Genomic DNA, 19,258 nt, shown 5'->3' with positions numbered 1-19,258 from the left:
GCCCCGTGTGTCGATGAGACGTCGGTCGGTGGTGTTTTGGTGACGTTTCAACGAACACGTTATGTATCCGTTACATGACATTTGGTGTCAGAAACGTGCGATCACAGTCGATGCGACGGTAGGGACCTACCCGGCGGCGGGCGGGTCCTCCAACTCCTTCAGGTTCTTCCTCAGGTGGCGGGCGACGACCTGGTTCAACGCGTCCGACAGCTTCAAGAGTGAGGCAAGGTCGTCGGTGAGTTCACCGCGCTCTAGCCGTGCGAAGCGGATGAGACCGCGGCGCTGCTCGACGGTCATGTCGGGCGTGAACCAGATGTGCTGCTCCCAGGGTTCGAGGGCTGAGAGGTGCACGTCGCCTGGGATGTGGACTGAATGGGCGGCGGTGTTGCCGTTGGGGGCGATCATGCGGGTCGCGTCGGCGTAGCCACCTGCGGCGAGGATCTCTTCTCGCTTGATGCTGAGGTTGGGGTGGTGTTCCTCGATGGCTCGCGCGAACGCGAGGAGGCTCTCGTACCTGGGGCGGCTGCCGCCGGACTTCCAGCGGCTGAATTGGGACTGATCCATGGGTACGAGTGCGGCGAGTTCGACTTGGGAGAGGCCGGTCTCTTTGATGACACGGTCGAGGGTGTCGATGAAGCGCTCCACCGGCCAGTCGCTCTTGGCCATGTACATGAGCCTACTGGGTGCAGTTCGCGCCCGTCCACTTGCATGAACGTCAAGACGCCTGCTCGCAGGGCGTGTCGCGAATCTACCCCCAGGTAGGCGCGGTTCTTCGAACGCATGATCCACAAGGATTGGGCCCCTTGCGGCCTTGCATTGCGCTAGGTGCATAGCTAACTTGGCCTTGCACATATCGCAAGGAGCGTGCCGTGTCAGCCCACACCCGACGCATCAATGCGCCGACCGTTCGGCTCCGCCACGGAGCCAACGACATCCTCCGCGAGATCTTCGAGGCCCGGACCGACGGCGAGGTCGCCGGCTACATCGGCGTCGACGCCTCCACCTACAGCCGCATGCAGAACTGGGCGTCCCATCCCGGGCCGCTGTTCACCGCCCGGCTGATCCTCGCCGCGCGCAACGTTGTTGAACTGAAGGGCGACGAACTCAACCTCTCCGACCTGTTCGAGATCGTCACCGAGGACGGCACCACCGTGCCGCTCTGCCTCAACTGCCCGGAGCACACCCCCGGGCCGCTCCTCACCCGGCAGGCGTCATGACCCGGGCGCAGAGCTTCGACTTCTACGGCGACCGTCTCCTACTCGTCGACGTGCAGGGTCAGCCGGAGATCGTGCTCCGCACAGCGCTCGATGCCTTGGGAGTCGACTACTGGCGCCAGGTCGAGAAGCTTCGCCGCCGCTCGTGGGCTGTGACCCACTTGAGTGGGGTGCAGGTCTCTGAACAGGCACAACGCAGGGAAATGTTGACCTGCACTGTGCGGACGTTCTTGATGCTGCTCGCCACGATCGACGAAGCCAAGGTCTCCGAGCGGATCCGGCCCAAGCTCATCGCCTACCAGGCCGAGGTCGCAGATGCGATCCACGAGTACTGGACTGCGGGACGGGCGACCAACCCGCGCGCTATGGCGAAGCAGGAACCGCTGACGTTCACCTGGGAAGAACTTGCGACGGTTCTGAGCCAGCGGCATTTCATCAGCCTGTCCGTCACCTCCCTGACGCGGGCGCTCCGCTCGGCTGGTGTGTTGAAGCAGAACGGGTCGCCGCGTAAGGACTTCGCGCACCTGTTCTGGTTCTCCGGGACCGCGTGGCTGATCAACCCCACTGCCGTCGCGTTCCTGGCGGCGAAGGTCTACGACACGATCACCCGTCTCGAAGCTCGCGGGTTTCTGCAGATCGGGATGTCTGAGGTCGATGCCGCTGCGGCTCAGCTTGAGCTGGAGGCGACATGACCGCGCCGCGCGAGTCGCGGCCTTGGTGGACGCCCGGCATGCCCGCTGGGGAGGTCGCGATCTGGGAGGCCGCCGAGCGCGCCGCCGAGTCCGCTCCGACGCTCGGCCCGGGCGACGACGTGTACCAGCAGATCCGGCAGTCCATGGGCGGATGCCTTGCCCCTTCGGCTCGACGTGAGGAACGCGGAGCCGCATGAACAACGAGCCCCGGCCGGATTCCGCCCGACCGGGACTCACCGCCAACCGACAAACCCCAACTCGAAATCAAGGAGTCGGCCAGCAATGACAGAGCCTAACGGGACGACGCCCACGAGGTGCGCGTCATGACCCTCGACACCACGGTCTACGTCCTCGACCGAATCCCGCACCGCGACGTGTTCGTGAAGTGCAACCAGATCCTCGGCGCAACCGAGGCCACACTGTCCCACGATGAGCAGCTCAGGACGTGGCGGAGGGGCGTCTGCAAGCCCGAGCCTGGCAACGCCTGGCACATCGGCAATGACATCAACCAAGGGCTGTGCGCCCTCTTGGACGTCTACTACCGGCCGGACATGCCGCTCCGCGCGGCCGACAACGGCTGCGAGTGGTACTGCGACCCCGGCTGCGGCGACGAGCACAGCAACCCGGCGTGCTGGCTGGAGGTGTCCTTTGACACCACGTACGGCTACCGCGACGAGCAGGGCCGGGGCTGCGGTGACCTGCACGCCTCTATCGTCGCCGACCTCGGGCGATGGCTGGACGAGCGCGGCGTGCGTTGGCTCTGGCAGAACGAGTTCACCGGCGAGATCCACTCCGGCTACGAACGGCTGATCGACCTGTGCACGGGTGGCTTCGAGGCCACCGCATGGTTCCAGACCACAGTGCTTCCCGCGATCAACGGGGGCCGGTCGTGACCGCCTCCAAGCACGCCGACCAGAACGCCTGCGGGACCTGCCGAGCGCTGACCGCCGACGGCAAGCCTGTCGAGCACGAGGAGTGCGCTGCCCGCGCCCACCTCATCGAGCCCCCGGACATGCCCGACTACGAGGACCTCAGCGCCTTGACGCTGGAGGAGAGGGCCAAGCTGCCCGCCCGCTTCCACCTGCCCCGGTTCGACGACCTCGGCAGCCCGAACCTGTGGTACTGCGCCGTGTGCTGGGACGAGGGCATCGTGTCCGGCTGGCCGTGCGCCACCGCTTCCGAGAAGGGAGCGGAGGTGTTCACGCAATGACCGACGAGCGCCAGCGGTGTGGGATGCCGTGCCTGATCCACGACCACGACTGTGACCGCAGCCCGCGCCACACCGGTGTGCACCGTGACGTCCAGCAGAAGGGCGACCACTCCTGTGAGTGGGGCCCGCCGGGTCCGGAGGACGTGCCCACGCTGCTGGCCGTGGTGGCGCGTCTCCGCGCCGAGTTGACCGACGCCACGGGCGTCGCGTTCAAGTGCGCCAACTGCGGCCTCTGGCATCACGACGACGAGCCCGGCAACCAAGACGCGCGCTGCGACGAGTGCGGTCACGCCCAGCCGCGAGGCGAGGCCGAGTTCCTGCCCGCGCTCGCCGCCCTCAAGGCCCAGCGGGACACGTTTCGGCTGGAGGCGGTCGCCACCGCCGGGAAGCTCGCCGAGGCCGAGGCCCGCATCCAGGAGCTGGAAGACGGATGGGAGCAGGACGCCAAGCGGCTCCGCGCCGAGCTGGCCAAGCGGTGTGACCTCGACGACTGCGAGCGGTTCCGCGAGTGGCTGGCCGGTGAGAAGGCCGAGGCGGACAAGCGGGCGCGGCGGGCCGAGACCGAGCGGGACAAGGCGCGCGCCGACCTCGTGGAGGAGCAGGCGCGGCACGGCGAGTTGATCGCCGCGATGCAACGCCTCCAGCATGCCGCGGAGCAGGCGCGGGTCGACCGCGACGCTGCACGCGCCGAAGCGGACCGCATCACGCAACAGGTGCGCACTTTCGCTTCGGAGTTGGATCCGGGCCCCGACTGCGCCCCGGAAGACCGCTGGGACCGCGGCTGGGACGCCGCCATGCGGCGGGTCGCCAGAAGGCTTCGCGCCCTCGGGGGCGAGGAAGAGGCGCCCAACGAGCGCGCCGGGCTCAAGGCCGAAGCGATCAAGACCCTTCGCGACGCCATCGAGGTGCTGGAGCAGCAGCCCTGCGTGTTCTGGGCCTGCAAGGGCCCAGATGCGCCGTTCGAGGACATGGTCACTTGCCAGCTCTGCGCAGCGGTCCAGGACCTTCGCAAGGTCCTCGCCACCGCCGGTGACGGTGAGGAGGCGACCCGCGATGTCTGAGGCCGTCCTGTCTGCCCCGGTGTGGGGTGTGGAGTTCGGGGGTTCTCCGTCCCCGGATCACGTGGACGTCCGCTCGGATGAGGTGGACGCGCGCTGGTGGCTGCGCGCCCTGGCGTTCTGCGGCAACCAGGACGCCCGGCTGGTCGTGGATGAGGGGCGCGGCTGGCGTGCCGCTGAGGCGGTGGCCCGATGATCACGGGACTCCTCATCGCCGCCGGGGCCGTCGGCGTAGCCACGGTGCTGGGGGAGGCGCTGGCCATGGCGGACCGGCAGGCGCCTGCACGGCCGGTCCCGCCCCGCCACCGTGGCGCCCTGACCGTCACATGGACCGACCCGTGCCCGGTCGACTCGGCCGCGGAGTGGAACGACCCGGAACACCCGGACTCCGCTCCTGACGGTGACTCGGTCCCAGGGCCGGACGGCCCTGACCACACCACCCCCGCAGACACCACCGCGAGCATCCCTGACACCTCTTCGCCCGACCACCTTCCCCAGGTCGCCGAGGCACTCCAAGGAGGCACCCGATGACCGCGTTCTCCCGGCAGCAGGTCGAGCAACTCCTCCGCCCGATCAACCGCAACCGCGTCCTCCGGGACGGCAAAGGCCACTCCCACGTCTCCCAGCAAGACGTCACCGCCCACCTGATCCGCATGTTCGGGTTCGGGTCGTTCGACACCGACGTCGTCTCCGTGGAGTGCGTGTTCGAGCAGGAACGCATCAACCGCAACACGGGAGAGCCGAGCGGCCGGTGGGACTGCTGCTACCGCGCCCTCATCCGGTTGACGATCAAGGACCAGGACGGCAAGGAGATCTGCCACTTCGAGGACGGGTCGACCGCGACCGCGCAGAACCAGACCCGCGGGGACGCACACGACCTGGCCTACAAGTCCGCGCTGTCGCTGTCGAAGAAGCGCGCCGCGATCAACCTCGGGGACCAGTTCGGCCTCTCGCTCTACAACAAAGGTCAGCTCGAGGCTCTGGTGAGGGGGACTCTCGTCGTGCCGGAGGGAGAGCCCGCCGCAGCCGACGTCCAGGACGGCGTCCCGCAGCAGGTGTCGCTCGGCAACGACGAGATCGACCGCGACCTGGACGGCGGGGCGCCCGGTGATGGCGCCGCCGACTGGTTCACCGATGTCGAAGGCCGGATCAAGAGGGCCGGGGACCTCGACGTACTGGAGACCCTCGCCAATGAGGTCGAGGAGAAGAAAGCCACTGGCCAGTGCAGCCAAGCCCAGTACGACCATCTGTACACGGTCGGGGCCCAGCGGCACGCGGAACTGTCGGGGGTGGCTGCCTGATGCTTCCTGCCGTCATCGCCCAGCAGCTCGGCCAACTCGGTGTCGACCTGGACGCCGCGGTCCGCCGTCTCGGTGAACTCGAAGCGACCGCGGTCGACGCCGAGGCTACCTACAAGACCAAGTTCTCCCGGATCTTTCGCGATAGTTCCGGGTCGGTGGAGGACCGCAAGCAGCAGGCCGTCGCCGAATGCGACTCCGAGTGGCGGCAGTGGTCGCTGGCCGCGTCCGCGGTCCACATCCAGAAAGAGCACATCAAGGCGCTGCACGCCCGTATTGACGTGGGTCGGACGTTGGCGTCCACGGCCCGCGCGGAGGCGTCCCTCGCCGGATCGGGAATCACACCATGACCGCCCTGTCGCCGCGTGAAGCCCGGCTGGCGTTCGCGCTGCTGAAGCTGCAGCAGCGCCGCCTCGCCGCCGCGCTGAAGAGGTTCGAGCCGTTCATCGACCAGGAGCCCGGCGACAAGAACACCGCCCGGCTCGGTGAGGCACGCCTTGGGAAGGTCGCCAAGACCGAGCCCGTCGAGAAGCCCGTCGTTGCGGACCGGGACGCATTCACCAAGCACGTCGCCGCGCTGTGGTCGACGGAGGTGGAACAGGTCGAGCAGGTCCGGCCGGCGTTCGAACGGAAGCTGCTCGGCGAGATGCAGGCCCGCGGCTGCGCGGTCGATGAGAACGGCGAGGTCGTTCCCGGGATCCGGTTCGAGACGTCGACACCGCAGCAGCGGTTCTACCCAGAGGACGGCGCCGAGGATCTCCTGACCGTCATCGACGCGGAGGACCTCCCAACGGTCGATGGCGTGGACTGGCGGCAACTCCTCCCGGTCCGGCCCGTGGCGGGTGAGTCATGACCCGCACCCACGCCGCGGCGTACTCCTCCCCGTCGGACCCGTACGCGCCGCTCCGCTGCCCGGACTGCCGGCACCTCCGCTACGCCGACGAAAAGCCGGGTGACCCGTGCCGGATCTGCGGGGACTCGTGCCCGAACCACGAGACGCAGATCGAGCGGGCCCGCCGAGAGGAAGCGTCGTGAAGCGGGCCGGGCGGCTGCAGCGCCGCACCCCGCTCACCGCGAGGACCCCTCTCGCCCGCCGGGTGCCGCTGCGTGAGGTGTCCGCCAAGCGCGCCGCCGCGACCGGGAAGCCGACCCGGCCGCGGGACACGGGACCGGACCGCACCACACGTGAGCTCGTCCTCGAACGCGACGACTGGGCCTGCTTCTGCTGCGGCGCGACGATCATCGGCCAGCAGTACAGCCTGCAGCATCGCCTTGCGCGACGCCTCGGAGGCACGTCTGACCCGCTGATCAACTCTCCGGCGAACCTCGTCACGCTGCTGGGCTCGGCCACGACCGAATGCCACGGCCGTGTCGAGGGACGACACTCCGCCGACCACGTGGCGGGCTACCGCCTGAAGACCGGCCAGGACCCGGCGAACACCCCGGTCCTGCACTGGCGGTACGGGCCTGTGTTGCTCGGCCACGACGGCTCCATCGAGCCGGTCGGGAGGGCTGCCGCGTGACCGCTCTCGAACCTTCGCTCCCTGTCCCTGCCGCGCCTCCCGCCATCGATGCAGAGGAGAGCACCGTGCTGAACGGCCTCGTCGAAACGGACCTGCCGCTGACGGTGGACGTCCCGCAGATCACCGTCGCGATCGGCGACAAGATCGTCCGTCATCCCGTCGACGGTTCAGAGGTGGCGTGGAAGGTTACCGCCCGCCGGACCGATGAGGACGGCCGCCTGGTCGTCGAGTTCCGCGACGGTGACGGCGGCGGCGAGTTCACGTTCCTAGACCCGGATGTGTGGCCGCGGGTCGAGGTCGGGCAGGTGCTCCAGTGAGCGGCCGACACCGGGTTCAGCGGCGCCGCCGGGTGCGGCTGACGCTCGTCATCGTCCCGTCCCGGCTGGTGTGGCGGAGTGCGCGGGCCGCCTGGTCGCCGGTCGGACGGTCGTGGCGACGGCTGGTCGAGCGGGCGCAAGCCAGGTTCGAGCGACGGGATCCGTTCGCTGAGGTGCGGCTCGCCCCGCAGCGGACGTCCCCGGACCCCGTGCCCGCTCTCGCCGCCGCCCCGGTTCCGCCAACGGCCGCGCCGGTCGAGCAGCCGTCGACGCCGGAGCAGGCGGTGCGCGCCCTGCACGGCCAGCATCCGCACCTGCCCGGCGCCAAGCTCCATTGGCGGTTCGGTGTCAACGCCGTGGCAGGCGAGGTGAACGCGCTCGACGCAGACGAGGCCGGGCAACGGGACATCGTCACCGCGTATGCCGGAGTACTCGCCGCCCCGGTGGACGAGGTCGCCGAGGGCGCGCACGTGACCGTGTCCACGACGGGTGCGTTCGCGAGCGTCGCATTCACCATCACCGCGGTGCTGCTACTCGACGACACGATGCCGCTGCCCGTGTTCGAGGAGGCCGCAGCCGATCCCACGGTGGGCGACGACACTCTGTCGACGCAGGCGATCCCGGACAAGGTGCTGGCCGAGGTGGTGTCGGCGTGAGCATCCGCATCCCGACCCGCGTTAACAAGGCACTGGACGCAGCCGAGCGGCACCAGTGGGCTGCGGTCGCCGCGGTGATCGCCTACGCCGTGACCGTCCTCGTGGTCGCGGTGATCGTTGGCCATCTCACCGCCGGGTTCACCGCTATGGCACTGGGCGCGATGGCGTTCATCGTCCTGCACGACCGGGCACGTGAGGCCCGGCTGCGGGAGCAGCTCCGCCAGCGGGACTACGACCTGGCCGCTGAGCGGCGGGAGATCGAACGTCTGCGCGCGGGCGACCCATCCGCGCCGACCGCGCAGCTCCGTCCGATCGGCGAGAGCGGTGAGGCAACGTGAGCGCCGAGACGGACCGGACGGACATCATCCCGGGCCTGCGCCCCGACGACACCCCGCCGCTGGGCCTGCCTGGCCCGACGGGCCGTCACCGCGCCCGCCGTCGCTCTGTCCCTCAGGCGGCGCTGGTGGTTCTGCTCGGCGCTCCTACCGCCGCGGCGGGGCTCGCGGTCGGGCAGATGATCCCTGGCCTCTTCGACGGCGGCGCCCCGCAGGTGGCCGTGTCTCCGTCGCCGCGCGCCGCGGACCCGACGACCGCGGAGCCGGTCCCGTCGCTGCCGTCCCCGGTGCCATCCCGCGCGGACCGGTCCCGCCCGCGTGAGACCCGCCGCCCGGTGGGCGCCCCGTCGACATCCGCGACGCCGTCTCCGACGCGGACGACACCGACCCCGGAGCCCACGACCTCGACGCCCTCCGCGTCGTCGTCGCCGACCGAGTCGAGCGAGCCTTCAACCGAACCCTCGCCGTCGCCGTCGATCAGCGGCCTGCCGACCGCGGAGGCCACCCCATGACCGAGCTCGAACAGCTCCGCGAGGAGAACCGGCGGCTTCGCCTGCAGCAGTTGGCCCTGCGGAACGCCGCGAACGTGGCGGTGTCGCTCCTGGAGAACGGTGCGCCCCGGCAAGAAGTGATCAGCCACCTGGAAGCCGGGTTCACACAGGCCCCTTCCCGGGTGGAGAAGGCGGGGCAGTCGTGAGTCCCCGCCCCGTGTCGTCCCGCTCGCCGCGTGCCGCCTTCACCGCGGCGGGCGGGGCCTCCAACGTCGGGCAGGCGGGGCCGCCGGCCCCCGATGGTGACACCCCGCCTGCCCGGCCCACGTTCCTCGACCGCGCGTGGCGCGTGGAGATGCCGCCCGGGCAGGACCTGCTGAACGCCAATGACCGGATCCACTGGTCGAAACGGAACCGCATCACCCGGCAGCTCCGCTCCGACGCGCACGTCATGGCCCGCTACCTGAAGATCCCCGGGCTCGAACGCGCCCGCATCGACGCGATCTACGAGCCGCCGGACTCCCGCCGCCGCGACGCAGGCAACTGGTACCCGACCTACAAAGCGCTGATCGACGGTTTCGTGGACGCCGGTGTCTTCGCCGACGACGACCACACCCGTGTCGACGGCCCGCACATGAGCATCGGTGCCCCGTTTCCGAAGGGCCGCGTCGTCTTGATCATCACCGAACTCGAACCCCTCAACCCGGAGAACCCCTCATGAGTGTGCATACCCTCCGCGAGTACGACGGCATGGTCCAGATCGGCGCCGCTGTAACCAAGGCCGAAGCGCTCGCCGCTGGTCCGCAGATCCTCAAGTTCTGCTACGAGGTCAACGACCAGACGCCGCCGATCGTGTTGGAGCGGCTCAACTGGCACGGCGCCGACCGCACCGTGCACCACGTCAACGGTGTCAAGGTGAACCGCATCCGTGGAACTATCCACCTCTTCGGCTGCGAACTGAACGCGACGACGGCGCGACTCCTCGCACGGGTCCTCGCGGAGATGGCGGAGGACGCGGAGAACGAGCCCGACCCTGCGCAGGTCGAGATGCTCGCTGAGTTCTTCGACGACGAGATGGACGCCAGCCCAGAGGAGCTTGCCCGGCAGGTGCTCCGCCGCTTCAACGTCGAGGAGCGCGCGTCGTGATCACCGAGACGATCGTGTGCGTCATCCTCCACTGCTCGCGCTGTAACAAGCCGTTCCGCGACGACGTCGAGGACGACTACTCCGGCGTCGTCCACTGGCCGAACACCGAGTCCATCACCGAGGAGTTCAACAAGGGACTCGGGGAGCACGGCGGCTGGCGCCGCTTCGGTGACCGGTTCGTCTGCTCGCGCTGCCAGGTCTCCGGCGGCGACAACGAAGGCTTCGCCGACGACCTGGACGCCCGCGAGAACCCGCACCCGCTGCCCCCGGCCGAGGCCGACAAGGTGGCGCGGACACAGGCCGGTTACGTGTCGTACGCGGCAGTCGCGCGGGTCCTCCACAACGTGGGCGCGGCGGGGGCGTCGTGAAGATCGTTTACCGGAGCACTCACCCGGACGTCCTCGATCACTGGCGCAACACCGGTTCGGCCGAGGCGCAGCAGGCGTGGCGTGCCCGCGTCGAGGAGACCCTGACCGATCTCGGTCTTGCGGGCTGCCGCCTGGTGCTGAAGGGCGAGACCCGCGTCGTCGGCGTGGAGTACGACGGCGAACCGCCGGAGGGCTGGCGCCGCAACCGCGACCTCGCCGGGTCGATCGCCCCGGCCCGCCGCACCGCCGTTGGTAAGGAGATCGGGAAACGCCTGGACGACCTGCGCCGTCCTGACCCGCGCCGCGACCTGCCCGGCGGCATGCCTGACGTCGCATTCGCCAAGCACACGTTCATGCGCTGCGGGATCGCCCCGCACGGCGACGCCGTGTACGTCACCTGGCCCGATGAGATCGACAAGGGCGACGGCTCCTACATCGACCCCAACGTGTGGGACCGGATCAAGTTGTCGGAGTACTACGCGCTCCTCGAAGCCGAGGAGGCGAACGCGTCGTGACCGTCCCGTACTCCTACGCCGACCCGGACGGCGACTCCCTCCAGATCCTTCCCGCGCAGGCAGGTGGGGTCCGCGTCGTCTCCTACGACGCGTTCGACGGCAACTCCATCGCCGTGCGTGTCCTTCCGGACGCCGTGCCGGAGATGGTCGCTGCTTTGTATCGGGCGGCTGGCCAGACGACCCCGGTGTTGATCAATCCGGGTGAGGTCGCGGACGACTGGGCGCACGTCACCGGGACGGGCGGTACCGCGCCCACACAGGTGCTACGCGCCGCCGTCCACCTGTTGCGCAACCCCTACAACTGCCTGCCCGGCAAGGACCAGCTGGCCGACCTCCTCGACGCGGTCGCCGAGGGCACCCCGGCCCGTGTCTGGACGGCTGCTCTCGCCATCGCCCGCGCCCAGTACGGCATCGATGACGTCCTCGCCCGTTCCGTGAACGACACCACGGGAGACCCGGCATGACCGCTGCCGAGGAACTGCGCACCGCCGCCCGGCTGGTGCGCGAGACGGCGAGCAAGGCCACCGAGGGCCACCCCGCGCCGTGGCACATCGAGCCCGAGTTCAACGGATGGTGGCTCGTCGGCACGCCCGCGCCCCACCTCGTCACCAGTGCGGCCAGGAAGCCGGTCGCGGACTGGATCGCGCTGATGGGCCCCGACAAGGCCGAGCCCCTCGCCGACGCGCTCGACGACCACGCCGACGCCCACAGCGCCTACGACTGCACGTGGCCTGAGGACGAGTGCCCGCATGTCCGTCTTGCCCGCTCCATCACCGGCACCACGGGAGACCCCTCATGAGCGACAACACCTCTATCGAATGGGCGGACACCACCTGGGGCCCTGTCCTCGGCTGCGACCGGGTCTCGCCCGGGTGCGACCACTGCTACGCGATCACCCAGGCCCACATCCGCGCTGCCAACCCGCACCCTCGTGTCGCCGAAGCGTTCGCTGGCCTGACCGAACGAACCGAGCAGGGCACCGACTGGACGGGAAGGATCAACCTCCTGCCCGAGCGACTTGCCCAGCCGCTCCGCTGGCGCAAACCCCGCAAGGTGTTCGTCAACAGTCTCGCCGACTTGTTCCACGACGGTGTCTCTGAGAACTTCATCGCCCGCGTGTTCGCGGTCATGGCGGCCACGCCGCAGCACACGTACCAAATCCTCACCAAGCGCCACGGGCGGATGCGGTCGCTGCTGAACTCCCCGGACTTCGTCGAGAGTTTCCAGGACGCCGTCGACGCACTCGTCGGGGACGAGCGCGACTTCATTCCGCAGTGGCCGCTTCCGAATCTGTGGCTGGGTGTCTCGGTAGAGGACCAGAAGCGCGCAAACCTCCGCATCCCTGCACTGCTCGACACCCCGGCCGCCGTCCGGTGGATCTCGGCAGAGCCGCTCCTCGGGCCGGTCGACCTGACGCGGATCGGCCGCCCGAACAAGCAGCAGCCCGAACTGGTCTGGGACGTCCTCAACCAGCGGTACGGAGTGCCCGGCCGCTGGCAGGTGCCGATGAAGGCGGAGGCGCGCCTGGACTGGGTTGTGGTGGGCGGCGAGTCCGGTCCCGGCGCCCGGCCCATGCACCCCGACTGGGCGCGCGACCTCCGCGACCAGTGCACCGCCGCCGGTGTCTCGTTCTTCTTCAAGCAGTGGGGTGCCTGGGGACTCGGCGCCGGGCATCCCGAGGGCGAGGAGGGCCCCGGCGACACGTTCATAAACCCGGACGGCGAGACCGGCCACGTCTGGTTCAACGAGGACCTCGGCTACCCCACGAACTACGCCGGTCCGTGGGGCGAGGGCTCGCAGATCGTGTTCCGGCTCGGGAAGAAGCGCGCGGGCCGCGAACTCGACGGCCGCACTTGGACCGAGTTCCCCGACACCCGCACGGCGGTGGCCTGATGAGGACCCGCACGGGGCCGGTGGACGCCCAGGTCGCTACTGTTCACGCCGTTCGCCAGGCCGAGGCGAAACCTCTCGCGGGCAAGCACCTGGACATGGCGACTCCGCTGCTGACGATGCCAGCGGTGGAGGACACGGTCGAGGCCGCCGAGCGTCGGGAGGCCGCGACGAAGGCTGCGGACCTGGCGTTGCAGCACCCGTGCGAACTCGACCCCGCCAACAACGTCACCGTGTGCACGCACCCCGACCACGGGCGGGACGCCGACTGGCTCCGCGTCGCGCTGGACGTCCTCGCGCTCCCCGGCCACGACCCGTACACCGACGAACCCGCCACGGCGCCCACACCGCCGCCGCGGAAGCCCGCACCCCGCCCGGCCGCCAGTCCGGGACGGCCGAGCTTCTCCTGGCACGACCAAGCCGCGTGCCGGCGCATGGACCTCCTCCTGTTCTTCGGTCCTGTCGGCGAACGCAACTACGAGCGCGCCGCCCGGGAGCGTGAGGCCGCCGAGGTGTGCATGTACTGCCCGGTCCGCGACGAGTGTTTGGAGTGGGCGTTCACCAACAACGAGGCCCACGGCGTATGGGGCGGGCTCGGTGAAGAGGTGCGCCAGGAAGCGCGCCGCAAGTGGCTGCGCCGACGGCAGAGGAATGCGGCGTGACCGCCCCACACGAGCTCGACGCCCTCGTCGAGGAACTCCTACCGACGGCGATGCGCCTGGCGATCGTCGTCCACGACCGCGACCAAGAAGGCGCCGCAGAAGTCCTCGCCCCACTCGCCGAAGCCGGTGACTGGACCCGCGTCATGGCCTTGTGCGTTGCTCTCGCCGCGATGACCCCCGTCGACGTCCCCGCGACAGACCTTCTCGCGTGGTCGTTCGGACCACACGTCACCCCAGAGCAGTACGCCCAGATCCTCCGCATCATCCCCGAGGGCATGAAGCGCTGCACGTCATGCCGTGAGGTGTTGCCGCTGCGGGTGTTCCACCGGGACGCGACCAAGCCGGACGGCCGCAAGGCCCGCTGCCAGTACTGCATCTCCGAGACCCGCCTCGCCTCGCTCGGCAGGGGAGAGGGGGCGGCGTGAGGTCAAGACTCAGAGGAGGGGCGTCGTCCGCGCTTGCGGGGACCGCGGTACTTACGGATCAGCCGGCCCACGTAGTCGGGCGAGTAGGTCAGGTCGATCTCAACGGCGATCTCAGCGTCGGTCGCCCCGTCGTCGGCGGCTTCGAGGATGGCGTCTCGCAGCTCAATAGGTGCGGCCTTGTATGCCACAGCGGCCTCCCGCAGTCGTGTCTTCACCCTTTCCTCCACGGGTCCGAGGTTGCCAGATCGTGTCCCTTGTACCCGATTCTACGCCCTGTATCTTATTCCTGTTCTATAAACCTGTACTCAGATCAGATTAACGAGTACTCTCGATCCGTCTGCGGAGTCACCCCTGGACAAGCACGTCGCATGACAGGGCGGTGCTGGCTGGTGCGCGGAGTGGCATGGCCTGCCCGGGTTCGGCGCGGCAGGGAGCTCAACAAGTGAAAACGGGACCCCGGAATGTCCGGGGTCCCGCTCCATCGACAGGAGGAATCATCGCATGAAGGTTCGGCTCACGGCGACGGGCACTCGCCCTCTGCTGCTGCACAACGTGCAGTTGGCCTCGCCCCTCAACCCGTACGCCAAGCGGCTGAAGGCGCTCAACTCCAAGCGGACCAAGACCGACGAGGACCGCATGGAGATCGCCCGCGTCGAGTTCGAGGGGTCCCTGTACTTCGACGACGTGGTCGGCCCGTACATCCCCGGCCAGAACCTCTTCCGTTCCCTCGTCGGCGGGGCCCGGCTGAACAAGGCCGGCAAGAAGGTCGAGCGGGGCGTGTCCATCGCGGACTTCCAGTGCCCGTTGATCTACGACGGCCCCCGGACCGTGGACGGGCTGTGGGGCGGCGGCGAGTCGGAGTACGTCGACATCCGCCCCGTGACGGTGCAGCGGAACAAGGTCGACCGGTGCCGTCCGATCTTCCGGGAGTGGGCGATCGAGGCAGAGATCGTGATCGACCCGAAGGCCATCGACCCGGACGAGTTCAAGGAGGTCGCACGCCTGGCTGGCGAACTCGAAGGTCTCGGCGATTTCAGGTCGATGTACGGGCGCTTCGCGGCTGAGGTCGAGGAGATCTGATCATGGCGAGGCGGGGTCTGGTGGGGCGAGGGTTGGCCGGGCTTGGCATGCCTTGGCACGGCATGGACTCCTCTTCGTCTCCCGTCTCGGACGACACAACGCCTGCTCGTGGCATGGCGAGCCTGGGTCGGGCGCGGCAGCGCACGGCAAGGCGTGGCGAGCTTCCGGGGACGGCGGCTGGCTCCGGGCACGTCCCGGGGCTTCCCGCCATCCCCGGATGGTCTGGGCAGGGCAACGGCAGTGCTGGCTCCGGCATGGCTCGGTTGGGCGCGGCAGTCCCTGGCAAGCCCGGGCAAGGAACGGGTGACAGGCAGGCCCCGGGGTTCGAGCCCCCGGCACCCGCTCATCGGGGCGAGGCCTGGTCTGGAGCGGATGGGCACTGTCGGGCCAGGCGAGGTCAGGCGAGGTGTGGCGCGGATCCGGTGACGGAGGTTGGTCGGGGGCTTCGGGCCCGGACCTTCCCCTGCCTCCGGGCAGCTTCGACAAGGCACGGCCGGGTGCGGCAGTTCTGGGTTTGGCATGGCCAGGCAGGTCAGTGCATGGCCAGGCGCGGCTCAATTGGGCTTGGAGGGCCGACGGTCTTCGGTGAGGTTCGACTCCTCGCGGCCCGCCTTGTACGGCGGGGCAAGGTTCGGCTGGGCAGCGCCTGGTTGGGCAAGGCTCGGCGTGGTGAGGCAGGGCGCGCGGTCGCAGCGCGGGTTCGACTCCCGCGCCGCCCTCTCCTCAGGGTGAGGCTCGGCAAGGCGAGGCATGGAAATGCCGGGCTCCGTCTGGCTAGGCCGGGATGGGCGCGGCAAGGCAGGGATTCACGGGCGATCGGCAACCACTGGGGTTCGAGGCCCGAGCGCCCACGTCCTTGGCGGGGCCAGGCCGGGCGCGGTCTGGCGCGGCCGGGCTCGGCGAGGCGAGGCAGGGAACTCAGGGCGACCGGCAGACACCACGGTTCGGGTCCGTGGCGCCCACGCACGGCTCCGCACGGCCCGGATGGGCTCAGCAAGGCATGGCGAGGTCGGGCCAGGCGAGGCAGGGATCTACGACCATCGGGAGGAACAGTGAAGCCGTTCGAACCCAAGGGTGATCTGCCCGAGTGGCGGCTCATCTACCAGCGCGTGTCGGCCCTCGATGAGGGGACCGTGCTGACGTACGACGACCTGGACGAGATCCTCGGCCGCGACTTCCGCGACGACCGGTCGCCCGTCTACCGGTGCATCAGCGAGCTGGAGAAGTGCGACCACCGGACGCTCGCCACGGTCCGCGGTTCCGGGTACAGGATCGCCGCCGCGAACGAGCACGAGCGTCTCGCGGTCGGACACCACCGCCGGTCCCGGAAGCAGATGCGCAAGGCCGTCTCCAAGGCCGCCAGCGCGGACCGGTCGAAGCTCACCCCGGAGGAGCGGAAGCGGATCGACGGGCTGGAGATGAGCCTCCGTCAGCACGCCGACATGATCCGTCGGTTGGAGGCCCGGGACGAGCAGCGGCAGGCCGAGATCAAGGCGCTCCGCCGGGACACCTCGGCGGACGTCGCGGAGATCTCCGAGCGCGTCGACCGGCTGGCCGAACTCCTGGAGCGCCACGGGGTCACGGCGCCGTCGAACCCGGCCGCATAACGCAGGACTTCACGCGGCCGGGCCGGAATGGCATGGCAGTGGCTGGCTGCGGTTCGGCCTGGTCCGGAGTGGCTTGGCATGGCTTGGACCTCGACATCTCTATCCGCGATCTCACTGGAGGGACGCCTCATCTGATGGCTCGTATCCGCAGCGTCAAACCAGAGCTCCGGACGTCGTTGACGGCGGCCGAGTGGCCGCGTGAGGTCCGCTACTTCTGGGTGCTGCTCTGGGGGTATCTCGATGACACGGGCCGGGGTGTGGACGAGGCGCGCCTGATCAAGGCGGATTGCCTTCCGCTCGATGATGACCTGACCGCGGGTGACATTGACAAGTGGATCGGGTTGATCGCCGACTCCGGGTCGCTGTGCCGGTACTCGGTGGGGAACCGGCGGTACCTGCACGCTCCGGAGTGGCGGAGTCATCAGAAGCCGCAGCATCCGAGGCCGTCGAAGATCCCTCCGTGCAATCGGACTGATTGCGGAGCATCCCGGAGCGATCTTCATGAGGACTTCATGAACGCCTCCGGAGGGCCTCACGAGTCTCTCTCCGGTAACGGCATTTCCAACACTCCCTCTCCCTCTTCTGTAGGTGAAGAAGGAGAGGGAGAAGGAGAGGGAGCGTCGGACGACGCCTCATCGGAAGCTGCTTCGCAGCGTTCCGACCTCAACGAGGGACGAGAAGACGTCGAACGACTCTGCACTCACCTCGCTGACCGTGTTGAGCAGCACGGCTCCAAGCGTCCGTCGATCACGAAGAAGTGGCGTGACTCCGCCCGTCTGTTGATCGACAGCGACAAGCGCTCGGAAGAACAGATCCACCGCGCCATCGACTGGTGCCAGGACGACGAGTTCTGGCGCGGCAACGTCATGTCGATGCCCAAGCTTCGCGAGCAGTACGACAAGTTGCGGCTCCAAGCCCAGGCCCAGGCGCAGAAGGGGCGCGCATCGCCCAACGGGAGTGGTTCAACGCAGCCGAAGATCAACCCCCGGGATGAATGGATGTACCGCTCATGACCACACACCACGACCTGCCGCCCCCCGTCGCTGATGACGAGTTGGACACTCTCCAGCCGTGCGATATCGCTGCTGAACAGGCGGTGCTCGGCGCGATGATGCTGTCGGTCAACGCGACGGAGAAGGCGATCTCCGCGTTGTCGGCGGGGGATTTCTACCGGCCCGCGCACGGGACGATCTTCACGGCGTGTGCGGCGGCGCACCGCGACAACCAGGCGCCCGACGCGATCACGGTGAAGGACCGCCTCGAAAGCGTCGGCGCGCTGGGGCAGGTGGGCGGGCCGCCGTACCTATTCCGGCTGATCGAGCAGGTCCCGTCGGCGGCGAACGTGGAGCACTACGCCGCGATCGTGCGTGAGCGTGCCGTACGGCGCCGCCTGGTTGCTGCCGGGCAGCGGGTGGTGCAGATGGCGCGGCAGCAGGGCGTGGAGGCGCACGGCATCGCGGAGCGGGCGGTCCGGGAGATCGAGGCGGTCCGGGACTTCGACGCGGACGAGGACATCACCACCCCGACGATCAAGGAGTTCCTCGCCGTGCCCGACGAAGACTACGACTGGGTTGTCCCGGGCCTGCTAGAGCGCGGTGACCGGATGATCCTCACCGGGCAGGAAGGCGCCGGGAAGACGACGCTGTTCCGCCAGCTCGGCGTGACGATCGCCGCGGGCATCCACCCGTTCACGGGTGCGCACATCGCGCCGAAGCGGGTCCTGATCGTGGACTGCGAGAACGGACCCGCGCACACCCGCCGAAAGGTCCGACCGCTGGTGGTGCAGGCTGGCGCGCAGGGCCGGCCGGTCGACGAGGCGAACCTGTGGCTGGAGATCCGCCCCGAGGGCCTGGACCTGGCGTTGGACCGGGACGTGTCGTGGCTGATGCGCAGGGTCGCGCTGATCCAGCCGGACGTGGTGATGGTCGGTCCGCTGTACCGGATGGTGCCGCGGGCGTTGAACACCGACGACGATGTCGCGCCGATCATCGCCGTGTTGAACATGATCCGGGCGAGGGGCGCGTGCGTGCTGGTCGAGGCGCACGCCGGTCACTCCCTCGGCGTGGGCGGGCGCCGGGACCTGCGTCCGCGGGGTTCGTCGGCGCTGCTCGGGTGGCCGGAGTTCGGGTACGGGATCCGGTTCTCCGACAACGCGCAGGCCAAGCAGAAGCGCACGGTGGACCTGGTGCCGTGGCGCGGTGACCGCGACGAGCGGGACTGGCCGGAGTGCCTGACGGCGGGCGGGGACTGGCCCTGGACGGACTACGTCCCCGGCCTGGATGACGTTCCCGGGGGGCAGTGGTGACCGCCTCGCACGAGAACCCCACGGGCATCAGGTCGTTCGACCATCACGAGTTCGCGTCCCGGCCGGAGTACTGGCAGACGTCCCGCGCGATCGTCAGGCTGCGCCGAGCGCTGATCGAGGTGAAGGCGGACCTGCCGCAGGACGACTGGCTGCAGATCCTTCACGACATGGCGTGCGCGGTGCATTTCGTGGACGGCTGTCCGGGCTGCATCGAGCGCCGGGAAGTCCCGTACGCCGCCGCCGTCGACGGCGGGAGCGTCACGGGCGGCTACCAGTGCCAGCGGTGCGGGCACCGGTGGACGTGCACGTGGTCGGCACGGTCGCCGCTGACCTGGTTCGACGGTGATGCCGCATGAACCGCCGCCGGTCGCCTAAGCCTCGCCACGTCCCGCTGGCCGAGTTGGAGCAGCCGTGTGGCCGCTGCGGCCACCAGAACGCGGTGCACACGGGCGGGGCGAAGAAGGAG

33 protein-coding genes are annotated in these 19,258 nt (G+C 69.3%); 30 read left to right on the top strand and 3 right to left on the bottom strand.

Going from position 1 to position 19,258, the window contains the following annotated elements; all coding sequences use genetic code 11:
• Positions 1 to 126: 126 nt before the first annotated feature.
• Positions 127 to 666, bottom strand: coding sequence for a helix-turn-helix domain-containing protein (locus FXF68_RS31620; RefSeq protein ID WP_148765681.1), 540 nt, complete (start codon positions 664 to 666; stop codon positions 127 to 129).
• A gap of 203 nt (positions 667 to 869) precedes the next feature.
• Here FXF68_RS31620 and FXF68_RS31615 point away from each other — a divergent pair, with 203 nt between their 5' ends.
• The 15 genes from FXF68_RS31615 to FXF68_RS31545 all read left to right on the top strand — a co-directional run bounded on the left by FXF68_RS31615 (position 870) and on the right by FXF68_RS31545 (position 8,306).
• Positions 870 to 1,217: a hypothetical protein gene (locus tag FXF68_RS31615; protein WP_148765679.1), complete on the top strand. Its 348-nt coding sequence runs from the start codon at positions 870 to 872 to the stop codon at positions 1,215 to 1,217.
• Positions 1,214 to 1,906, top strand: a complete 693-nt coding sequence (locus FXF68_RS31610) for a phage antirepressor N-terminal domain-containing protein (RefSeq protein ID WP_148765677.1) — start codon at positions 1,214 to 1,216, stop codon at positions 1,904 to 1,906. The genes FXF68_RS31615 and FXF68_RS31610 overlap by 4 nt, the downstream gene beginning before the upstream one ends.
• Positions 1,903 to 2,103: a hypothetical protein gene (locus FXF68_RS31605; protein WP_148765675.1), complete on the top strand. Its 201-nt coding sequence runs from the start codon at positions 1,903 to 1,905 to the stop codon at positions 2,101 to 2,103. Before FXF68_RS31610 ends, FXF68_RS31605 begins: the two co-directional genes overlap by 4 nt.
• Positions 2,104 to 2,229: 126 nt before the next feature.
• On the top strand, positions 2,230 to 2,799 hold the full coding sequence (locus tag FXF68_RS31600) for a hypothetical protein (RefSeq protein ID WP_148765673.1): 570 nt from the start codon (positions 2,230 to 2,232) through the stop codon (positions 2,797 to 2,799).
• Entirely contained in the window at positions 2,796 to 3,116 is a 321-nt protein-coding gene (locus FXF68_RS31595; RefSeq protein WP_148765671.1) for a hypothetical protein, read from the top strand. The genes FXF68_RS31600 and FXF68_RS31595 overlap by 4 nt, the downstream gene beginning before the upstream one ends.
• Positions 3,113 to 4,177 carry a hypothetical protein gene (locus FXF68_RS31590; protein ID WP_148765669.1) on the top strand — a complete coding sequence of 355 codons (1,065 nt, stop codon included), beginning with the start codon at positions 3,113 to 3,115 and terminating at the stop codon, positions 4,175 to 4,177. The genes FXF68_RS31595 and FXF68_RS31590 overlap by 4 nt, the downstream gene beginning before the upstream one ends.
• Positions 4,170 to 4,370 (top strand): hypothetical protein, encoded by a 201-nt coding sequence (locus tag FXF68_RS31585; protein WP_148765667.1) that lies wholly within the window; start codon positions 4,170 to 4,172, stop codon positions 4,368 to 4,370. Before FXF68_RS31590 ends, FXF68_RS31585 begins: the two co-directional genes overlap by 8 nt.
• A 331-nt stretch (positions 4,371 to 4,701) precedes the next feature.
• Positions 4,702 to 5,475, top strand: a complete 774-nt coding sequence (locus FXF68_RS31580) for a Rad52/Rad22 family DNA repair protein (RefSeq protein WP_148765665.1) — start codon at positions 4,702 to 4,704, stop codon at positions 5,473 to 5,475.
• On the top strand, positions 5,475 to 5,822 hold the full coding sequence (locus FXF68_RS31575; RefSeq protein WP_148765663.1) for a hypothetical protein: 348 nt from the start codon (positions 5,475 to 5,477) through the stop codon (positions 5,820 to 5,822). The genes FXF68_RS31580 and FXF68_RS31575 overlap by 1 nt, the downstream gene beginning before the upstream one ends.
• The gene (locus FXF68_RS31570) at positions 5,819 to 6,325 is read left to right on the top strand and encodes a hypothetical protein (RefSeq protein ID WP_148765661.1); all 507 of its coding nucleotides are present in this window, start codon (positions 5,819 to 5,821) and stop codon (positions 6,323 to 6,325) included. Before FXF68_RS31575 ends, FXF68_RS31570 begins: the two co-directional genes overlap by 4 nt.
• Complete coding sequence (locus FXF68_RS31565; RefSeq protein WP_148765659.1) at positions 6,322 to 6,507, top strand: hypothetical protein; 186 nt, start codon at positions 6,322 to 6,324, stop codon at positions 6,505 to 6,507. Before FXF68_RS31570 ends, FXF68_RS31565 begins: the two co-directional genes overlap by 4 nt.
• Entirely contained in the window at positions 6,504 to 6,995 is a 492-nt protein-coding gene (locus tag FXF68_RS31560; protein WP_148765657.1) for an HNH endonuclease, read from the top strand. The genes FXF68_RS31565 and FXF68_RS31560 overlap by 4 nt, the downstream gene beginning before the upstream one ends.
• Positions 6,996 to 7,060: 65 nt before the next feature.
• Positions 7,061 to 7,312: a hypothetical protein gene (locus FXF68_RS31555; RefSeq protein WP_148765655.1), complete on the top strand. Its 252-nt coding sequence runs from the start codon at positions 7,061 to 7,063 to the stop codon at positions 7,310 to 7,312.
• Positions 7,309 to 7,968 (top strand): hypothetical protein, encoded by a 660-nt coding sequence (locus FXF68_RS31550; protein ID WP_148765653.1) that lies wholly within the window; start codon positions 7,309 to 7,311, stop codon positions 7,966 to 7,968. Before FXF68_RS31555 ends, FXF68_RS31550 begins: the two co-directional genes overlap by 4 nt.
• Positions 7,965 to 8,306: a hypothetical protein gene (locus FXF68_RS31545; RefSeq protein ID WP_148765651.1), complete on the top strand. Its 342-nt coding sequence runs from the start codon at positions 7,965 to 7,967 to the stop codon at positions 8,304 to 8,306. Before FXF68_RS31550 ends, FXF68_RS31545 begins: the two co-directional genes overlap by 4 nt.
• Before the next feature lie 112 nt (positions 8,307 to 8,418).
• Here the strand turns inward: FXF68_RS31545 and FXF68_RS31540 are convergent, their stop codons facing one another.
• A complete protein-coding gene (locus FXF68_RS31540) occupies positions 8,419 to 8,808 on the bottom strand; it encodes a hypothetical protein (RefSeq protein ID WP_148765649.1) in 390 nt (129 codons plus the stop codon).
• A 3-nt stretch (positions 8,809 to 8,811) separates the two neighbouring features.
• Here FXF68_RS31540 and FXF68_RS31535 point away from each other — a divergent pair, with 3 nt between their 5' ends.
• The 10 genes from FXF68_RS31535 to FXF68_RS31490 are packed head-to-tail and all read left to right on the top strand — an operon-like array spanning position 8,812 to position 13,800.
• Positions 8,812 to 9,000 (top strand): hypothetical protein, encoded by a 189-nt coding sequence (locus FXF68_RS31535; protein WP_148765647.1) that lies wholly within the window; start codon positions 8,812 to 8,814, stop codon positions 8,998 to 9,000.
• Positions 8,997 to 9,515: a RusA family crossover junction endodeoxyribonuclease gene (locus FXF68_RS31530; protein ID WP_148765645.1), complete on the top strand. Its 519-nt coding sequence runs from the start codon at positions 8,997 to 8,999 to the stop codon at positions 9,513 to 9,515. The genes FXF68_RS31535 and FXF68_RS31530 overlap by 4 nt, the downstream gene beginning before the upstream one ends.
• Positions 9,512 to 9,940, top strand: coding sequence for a hypothetical protein (locus tag FXF68_RS31525; RefSeq protein WP_148765643.1), 429 nt, complete (start codon positions 9,512 to 9,514; stop codon positions 9,938 to 9,940). The genes FXF68_RS31530 and FXF68_RS31525 overlap by 4 nt, the downstream gene beginning before the upstream one ends.
• Positions 9,937 to 10,308: a hypothetical protein gene (locus FXF68_RS31520; protein ID WP_148765641.1), complete on the top strand. Its 372-nt coding sequence runs from the start codon at positions 9,937 to 9,939 to the stop codon at positions 10,306 to 10,308. The genes FXF68_RS31525 and FXF68_RS31520 overlap by 4 nt, the downstream gene beginning before the upstream one ends.
• Positions 10,305 to 10,823, top strand: coding sequence for a hypothetical protein (locus FXF68_RS31515; RefSeq protein WP_148765639.1), 519 nt, complete (start codon positions 10,305 to 10,307; stop codon positions 10,821 to 10,823). Before FXF68_RS31520 ends, FXF68_RS31515 begins: the two co-directional genes overlap by 4 nt.
• Positions 10,820 to 11,287, top strand: a complete 468-nt coding sequence (locus tag FXF68_RS31510; RefSeq protein WP_148765637.1) for a hypothetical protein — start codon at positions 10,820 to 10,822, stop codon at positions 11,285 to 11,287. The genes FXF68_RS31515 and FXF68_RS31510 overlap by 4 nt, the downstream gene beginning before the upstream one ends.
• Positions 11,284 to 11,622 (top strand): hypothetical protein, encoded by a 339-nt coding sequence (locus FXF68_RS31505; protein ID WP_148765635.1) that lies wholly within the window; start codon positions 11,284 to 11,286, stop codon positions 11,620 to 11,622. The genes FXF68_RS31510 and FXF68_RS31505 overlap by 4 nt, the downstream gene beginning before the upstream one ends.
• A complete protein-coding gene (locus tag FXF68_RS31500) occupies positions 11,619 to 12,716 on the top strand; it encodes a DUF5131 family protein (protein WP_148765633.1) in 1,098 nt (365 codons plus the stop codon). Before FXF68_RS31505 ends, FXF68_RS31500 begins: the two co-directional genes overlap by 4 nt.
• A complete protein-coding gene (locus FXF68_RS44190; RefSeq protein WP_246179049.1) occupies positions 12,716 to 13,375 on the top strand; it encodes a WhiB family transcriptional regulator in 660 nt (219 codons plus the stop codon). The genes FXF68_RS31500 and FXF68_RS44190 overlap by 1 nt, the downstream gene beginning before the upstream one ends.
• A complete protein-coding gene (locus FXF68_RS31490; RefSeq protein ID WP_148765631.1) occupies positions 13,372 to 13,800 on the top strand; it encodes a hypothetical protein in 429 nt (142 codons plus the stop codon). The genes FXF68_RS44190 and FXF68_RS31490 overlap by 4 nt, the downstream gene beginning before the upstream one ends.
• 2 nt (positions 13,801 to 13,802) lie before the next feature.
• On the opposite strand, the gene FXF68_RS31485 is transcribed toward FXF68_RS31490, so the two are convergent.
• Entirely contained in the window at positions 13,803 to 14,027 is a 225-nt protein-coding gene (locus FXF68_RS31485) for a hypothetical protein (protein WP_148765629.1), read from the bottom strand.
• A 274-nt stretch (positions 14,028 to 14,301) separates the two neighbouring features.
• Between FXF68_RS31485 and FXF68_RS31480 the strand changes: the two genes are divergently transcribed.
• From FXF68_RS31480 to FXF68_RS31460, 5 genes are all read left to right on the top strand, one after another.
• Positions 14,302 to 14,880 carry a hypothetical protein gene (locus FXF68_RS31480; protein WP_148765628.1) on the top strand — a complete coding sequence of 193 codons (579 nt, stop codon included), beginning with the start codon at positions 14,302 to 14,304 and terminating at the stop codon, positions 14,878 to 14,880.
• A 1,052-nt stretch (positions 14,881 to 15,932) separates the two neighbouring features.
• Complete coding sequence (locus FXF68_RS31475; protein ID WP_148765626.1) at positions 15,933 to 16,487, top strand: helix-turn-helix domain-containing protein; 555 nt, start codon at positions 15,933 to 15,935, stop codon at positions 16,485 to 16,487.
• 83 nt (positions 16,488 to 16,570) lie between these two features.
• Complete coding sequence (locus FXF68_RS31470; protein ID WP_148765624.1) at positions 16,571 to 17,500, top strand: hypothetical protein; 930 nt, start codon at positions 16,571 to 16,573, stop codon at positions 17,498 to 17,500.
• The gene (locus FXF68_RS31465) at positions 17,497 to 18,792 is read left to right on the top strand and encodes a DnaB-like helicase N-terminal domain-containing protein (RefSeq protein WP_187438192.1); all 1,296 of its coding nucleotides are present in this window, start codon (positions 17,497 to 17,499) and stop codon (positions 18,790 to 18,792) included. Before FXF68_RS31470 ends, FXF68_RS31465 begins: the two co-directional genes overlap by 4 nt.
• Positions 18,789 to 19,148 carry a hypothetical protein gene (locus tag FXF68_RS31460; protein ID WP_148765620.1) on the top strand — a complete coding sequence of 120 codons (360 nt, stop codon included), beginning with the start codon at positions 18,789 to 18,791 and terminating at the stop codon, positions 19,146 to 19,148. Before FXF68_RS31465 ends, FXF68_RS31460 begins: the two co-directional genes overlap by 4 nt.
• The last annotated feature ends 110 nt before the right edge of the window (positions 19,149 to 19,258 follow it).

The organism is Actinomadura decatromicini, from assembly GCF_008121305.1.
GTDB lineage: Bacteria > Actinomycetota > Actinomycetes > Streptosporangiales > Streptosporangiaceae > Spirillospora > Spirillospora syzygii.
The sequence above is the reverse complement of the archived record's forward strand: the minus strand, read 5'-3'. Positions and strand labels throughout refer to the sequence as shown.

Coding starts and splice junctions, on each gene's coding strand:
- FXF68_RS31525 (WP_148765643.1), top strand. CDS start 9,512: ATGAGTGTGCATACCCTCCGCGAGTACGACGGCATGGTCCAGATCGGC.
- FXF68_RS31575 (WP_148765663.1), top strand. CDS start 5,475: ATGCTTCCTGCCGTCATCGCCCAGCAGCTCGGCCAACTCGGTGTCGAC.
- FXF68_RS31585 (WP_148765667.1), top strand. CDS start 4,170: ATGTCTGAGGCCGTCCTGTCTGCCCCGGTGTGGGGTGTGGAGTTCGGG.
- FXF68_RS31535 (WP_148765647.1), top strand. CDS start 8,812: ATGACCGAGCTCGAACAGCTCCGCGAGGAGAACCGGCGGCTTCGCCTG.
- FXF68_RS31500 (WP_148765633.1), top strand. CDS start 11,619: ATGAGCGACAACACCTCTATCGAATGGGCGGACACCACCTGGGGCCCT.
- FXF68_RS44190 (WP_246179049.1), top strand. CDS start 12,716: ATGAGGACCCGCACGGGGCCGGTGGACGCCCAGGTCGCTACTGTTCAC.
- FXF68_RS31580 (WP_148765665.1), top strand. CDS start 4,702: ATGACCGCGTTCTCCCGGCAGCAGGTCGAGCAACTCCTCCGCCCGATC.
- FXF68_RS31480 (WP_148765628.1), top strand. CDS start 14,302: ATGAAGGTTCGGCTCACGGCGACGGGCACTCGCCCTCTGCTGCTGCAC.
- FXF68_RS31605 (WP_148765675.1), top strand. CDS start 1,903: ATGACCGCGCCGCGCGAGTCGCGGCCTTGGTGGACGCCCGGCATGCCC.
- FXF68_RS31610 (WP_148765677.1), top strand. CDS start 1,214: ATGACCCGGGCGCAGAGCTTCGACTTCTACGGCGACCGTCTCCTACTC.
- FXF68_RS31570 (WP_148765661.1), top strand. CDS start 5,819: ATGACCGCCCTGTCGCCGCGTGAAGCCCGGCTGGCGTTCGCGCTGCTG.
- FXF68_RS31620 (WP_148765681.1), bottom strand. CDS start 666: ATGGCCAAGAGCGACTGGCCGGTGGAGCGCTTCATCGACACCCTCGAC.
- FXF68_RS31600 (WP_148765673.1), top strand. CDS start 2,230: ATGACCCTCGACACCACGGTCTACGTCCTCGACCGAATCCCGCACCGC.
- FXF68_RS31590 (WP_148765669.1), top strand. CDS start 3,113: ATGACCGACGAGCGCCAGCGGTGTGGGATGCCGTGCCTGATCCACGAC.
- FXF68_RS31465 (WP_187438192.1), top strand. CDS start 17,497: ATGACCACACACCACGACCTGCCGCCCCCCGTCGCTGATGACGAGTTG.
- FXF68_RS31505 (WP_148765635.1), top strand. CDS start 11,284: ATGACCGCTGCCGAGGAACTGCGCACCGCCGCCCGGCTGGTGCGCGAG.
- FXF68_RS31565 (WP_148765659.1), top strand. CDS start 6,322: ATGACCCGCACCCACGCCGCGGCGTACTCCTCCCCGTCGGACCCGTAC.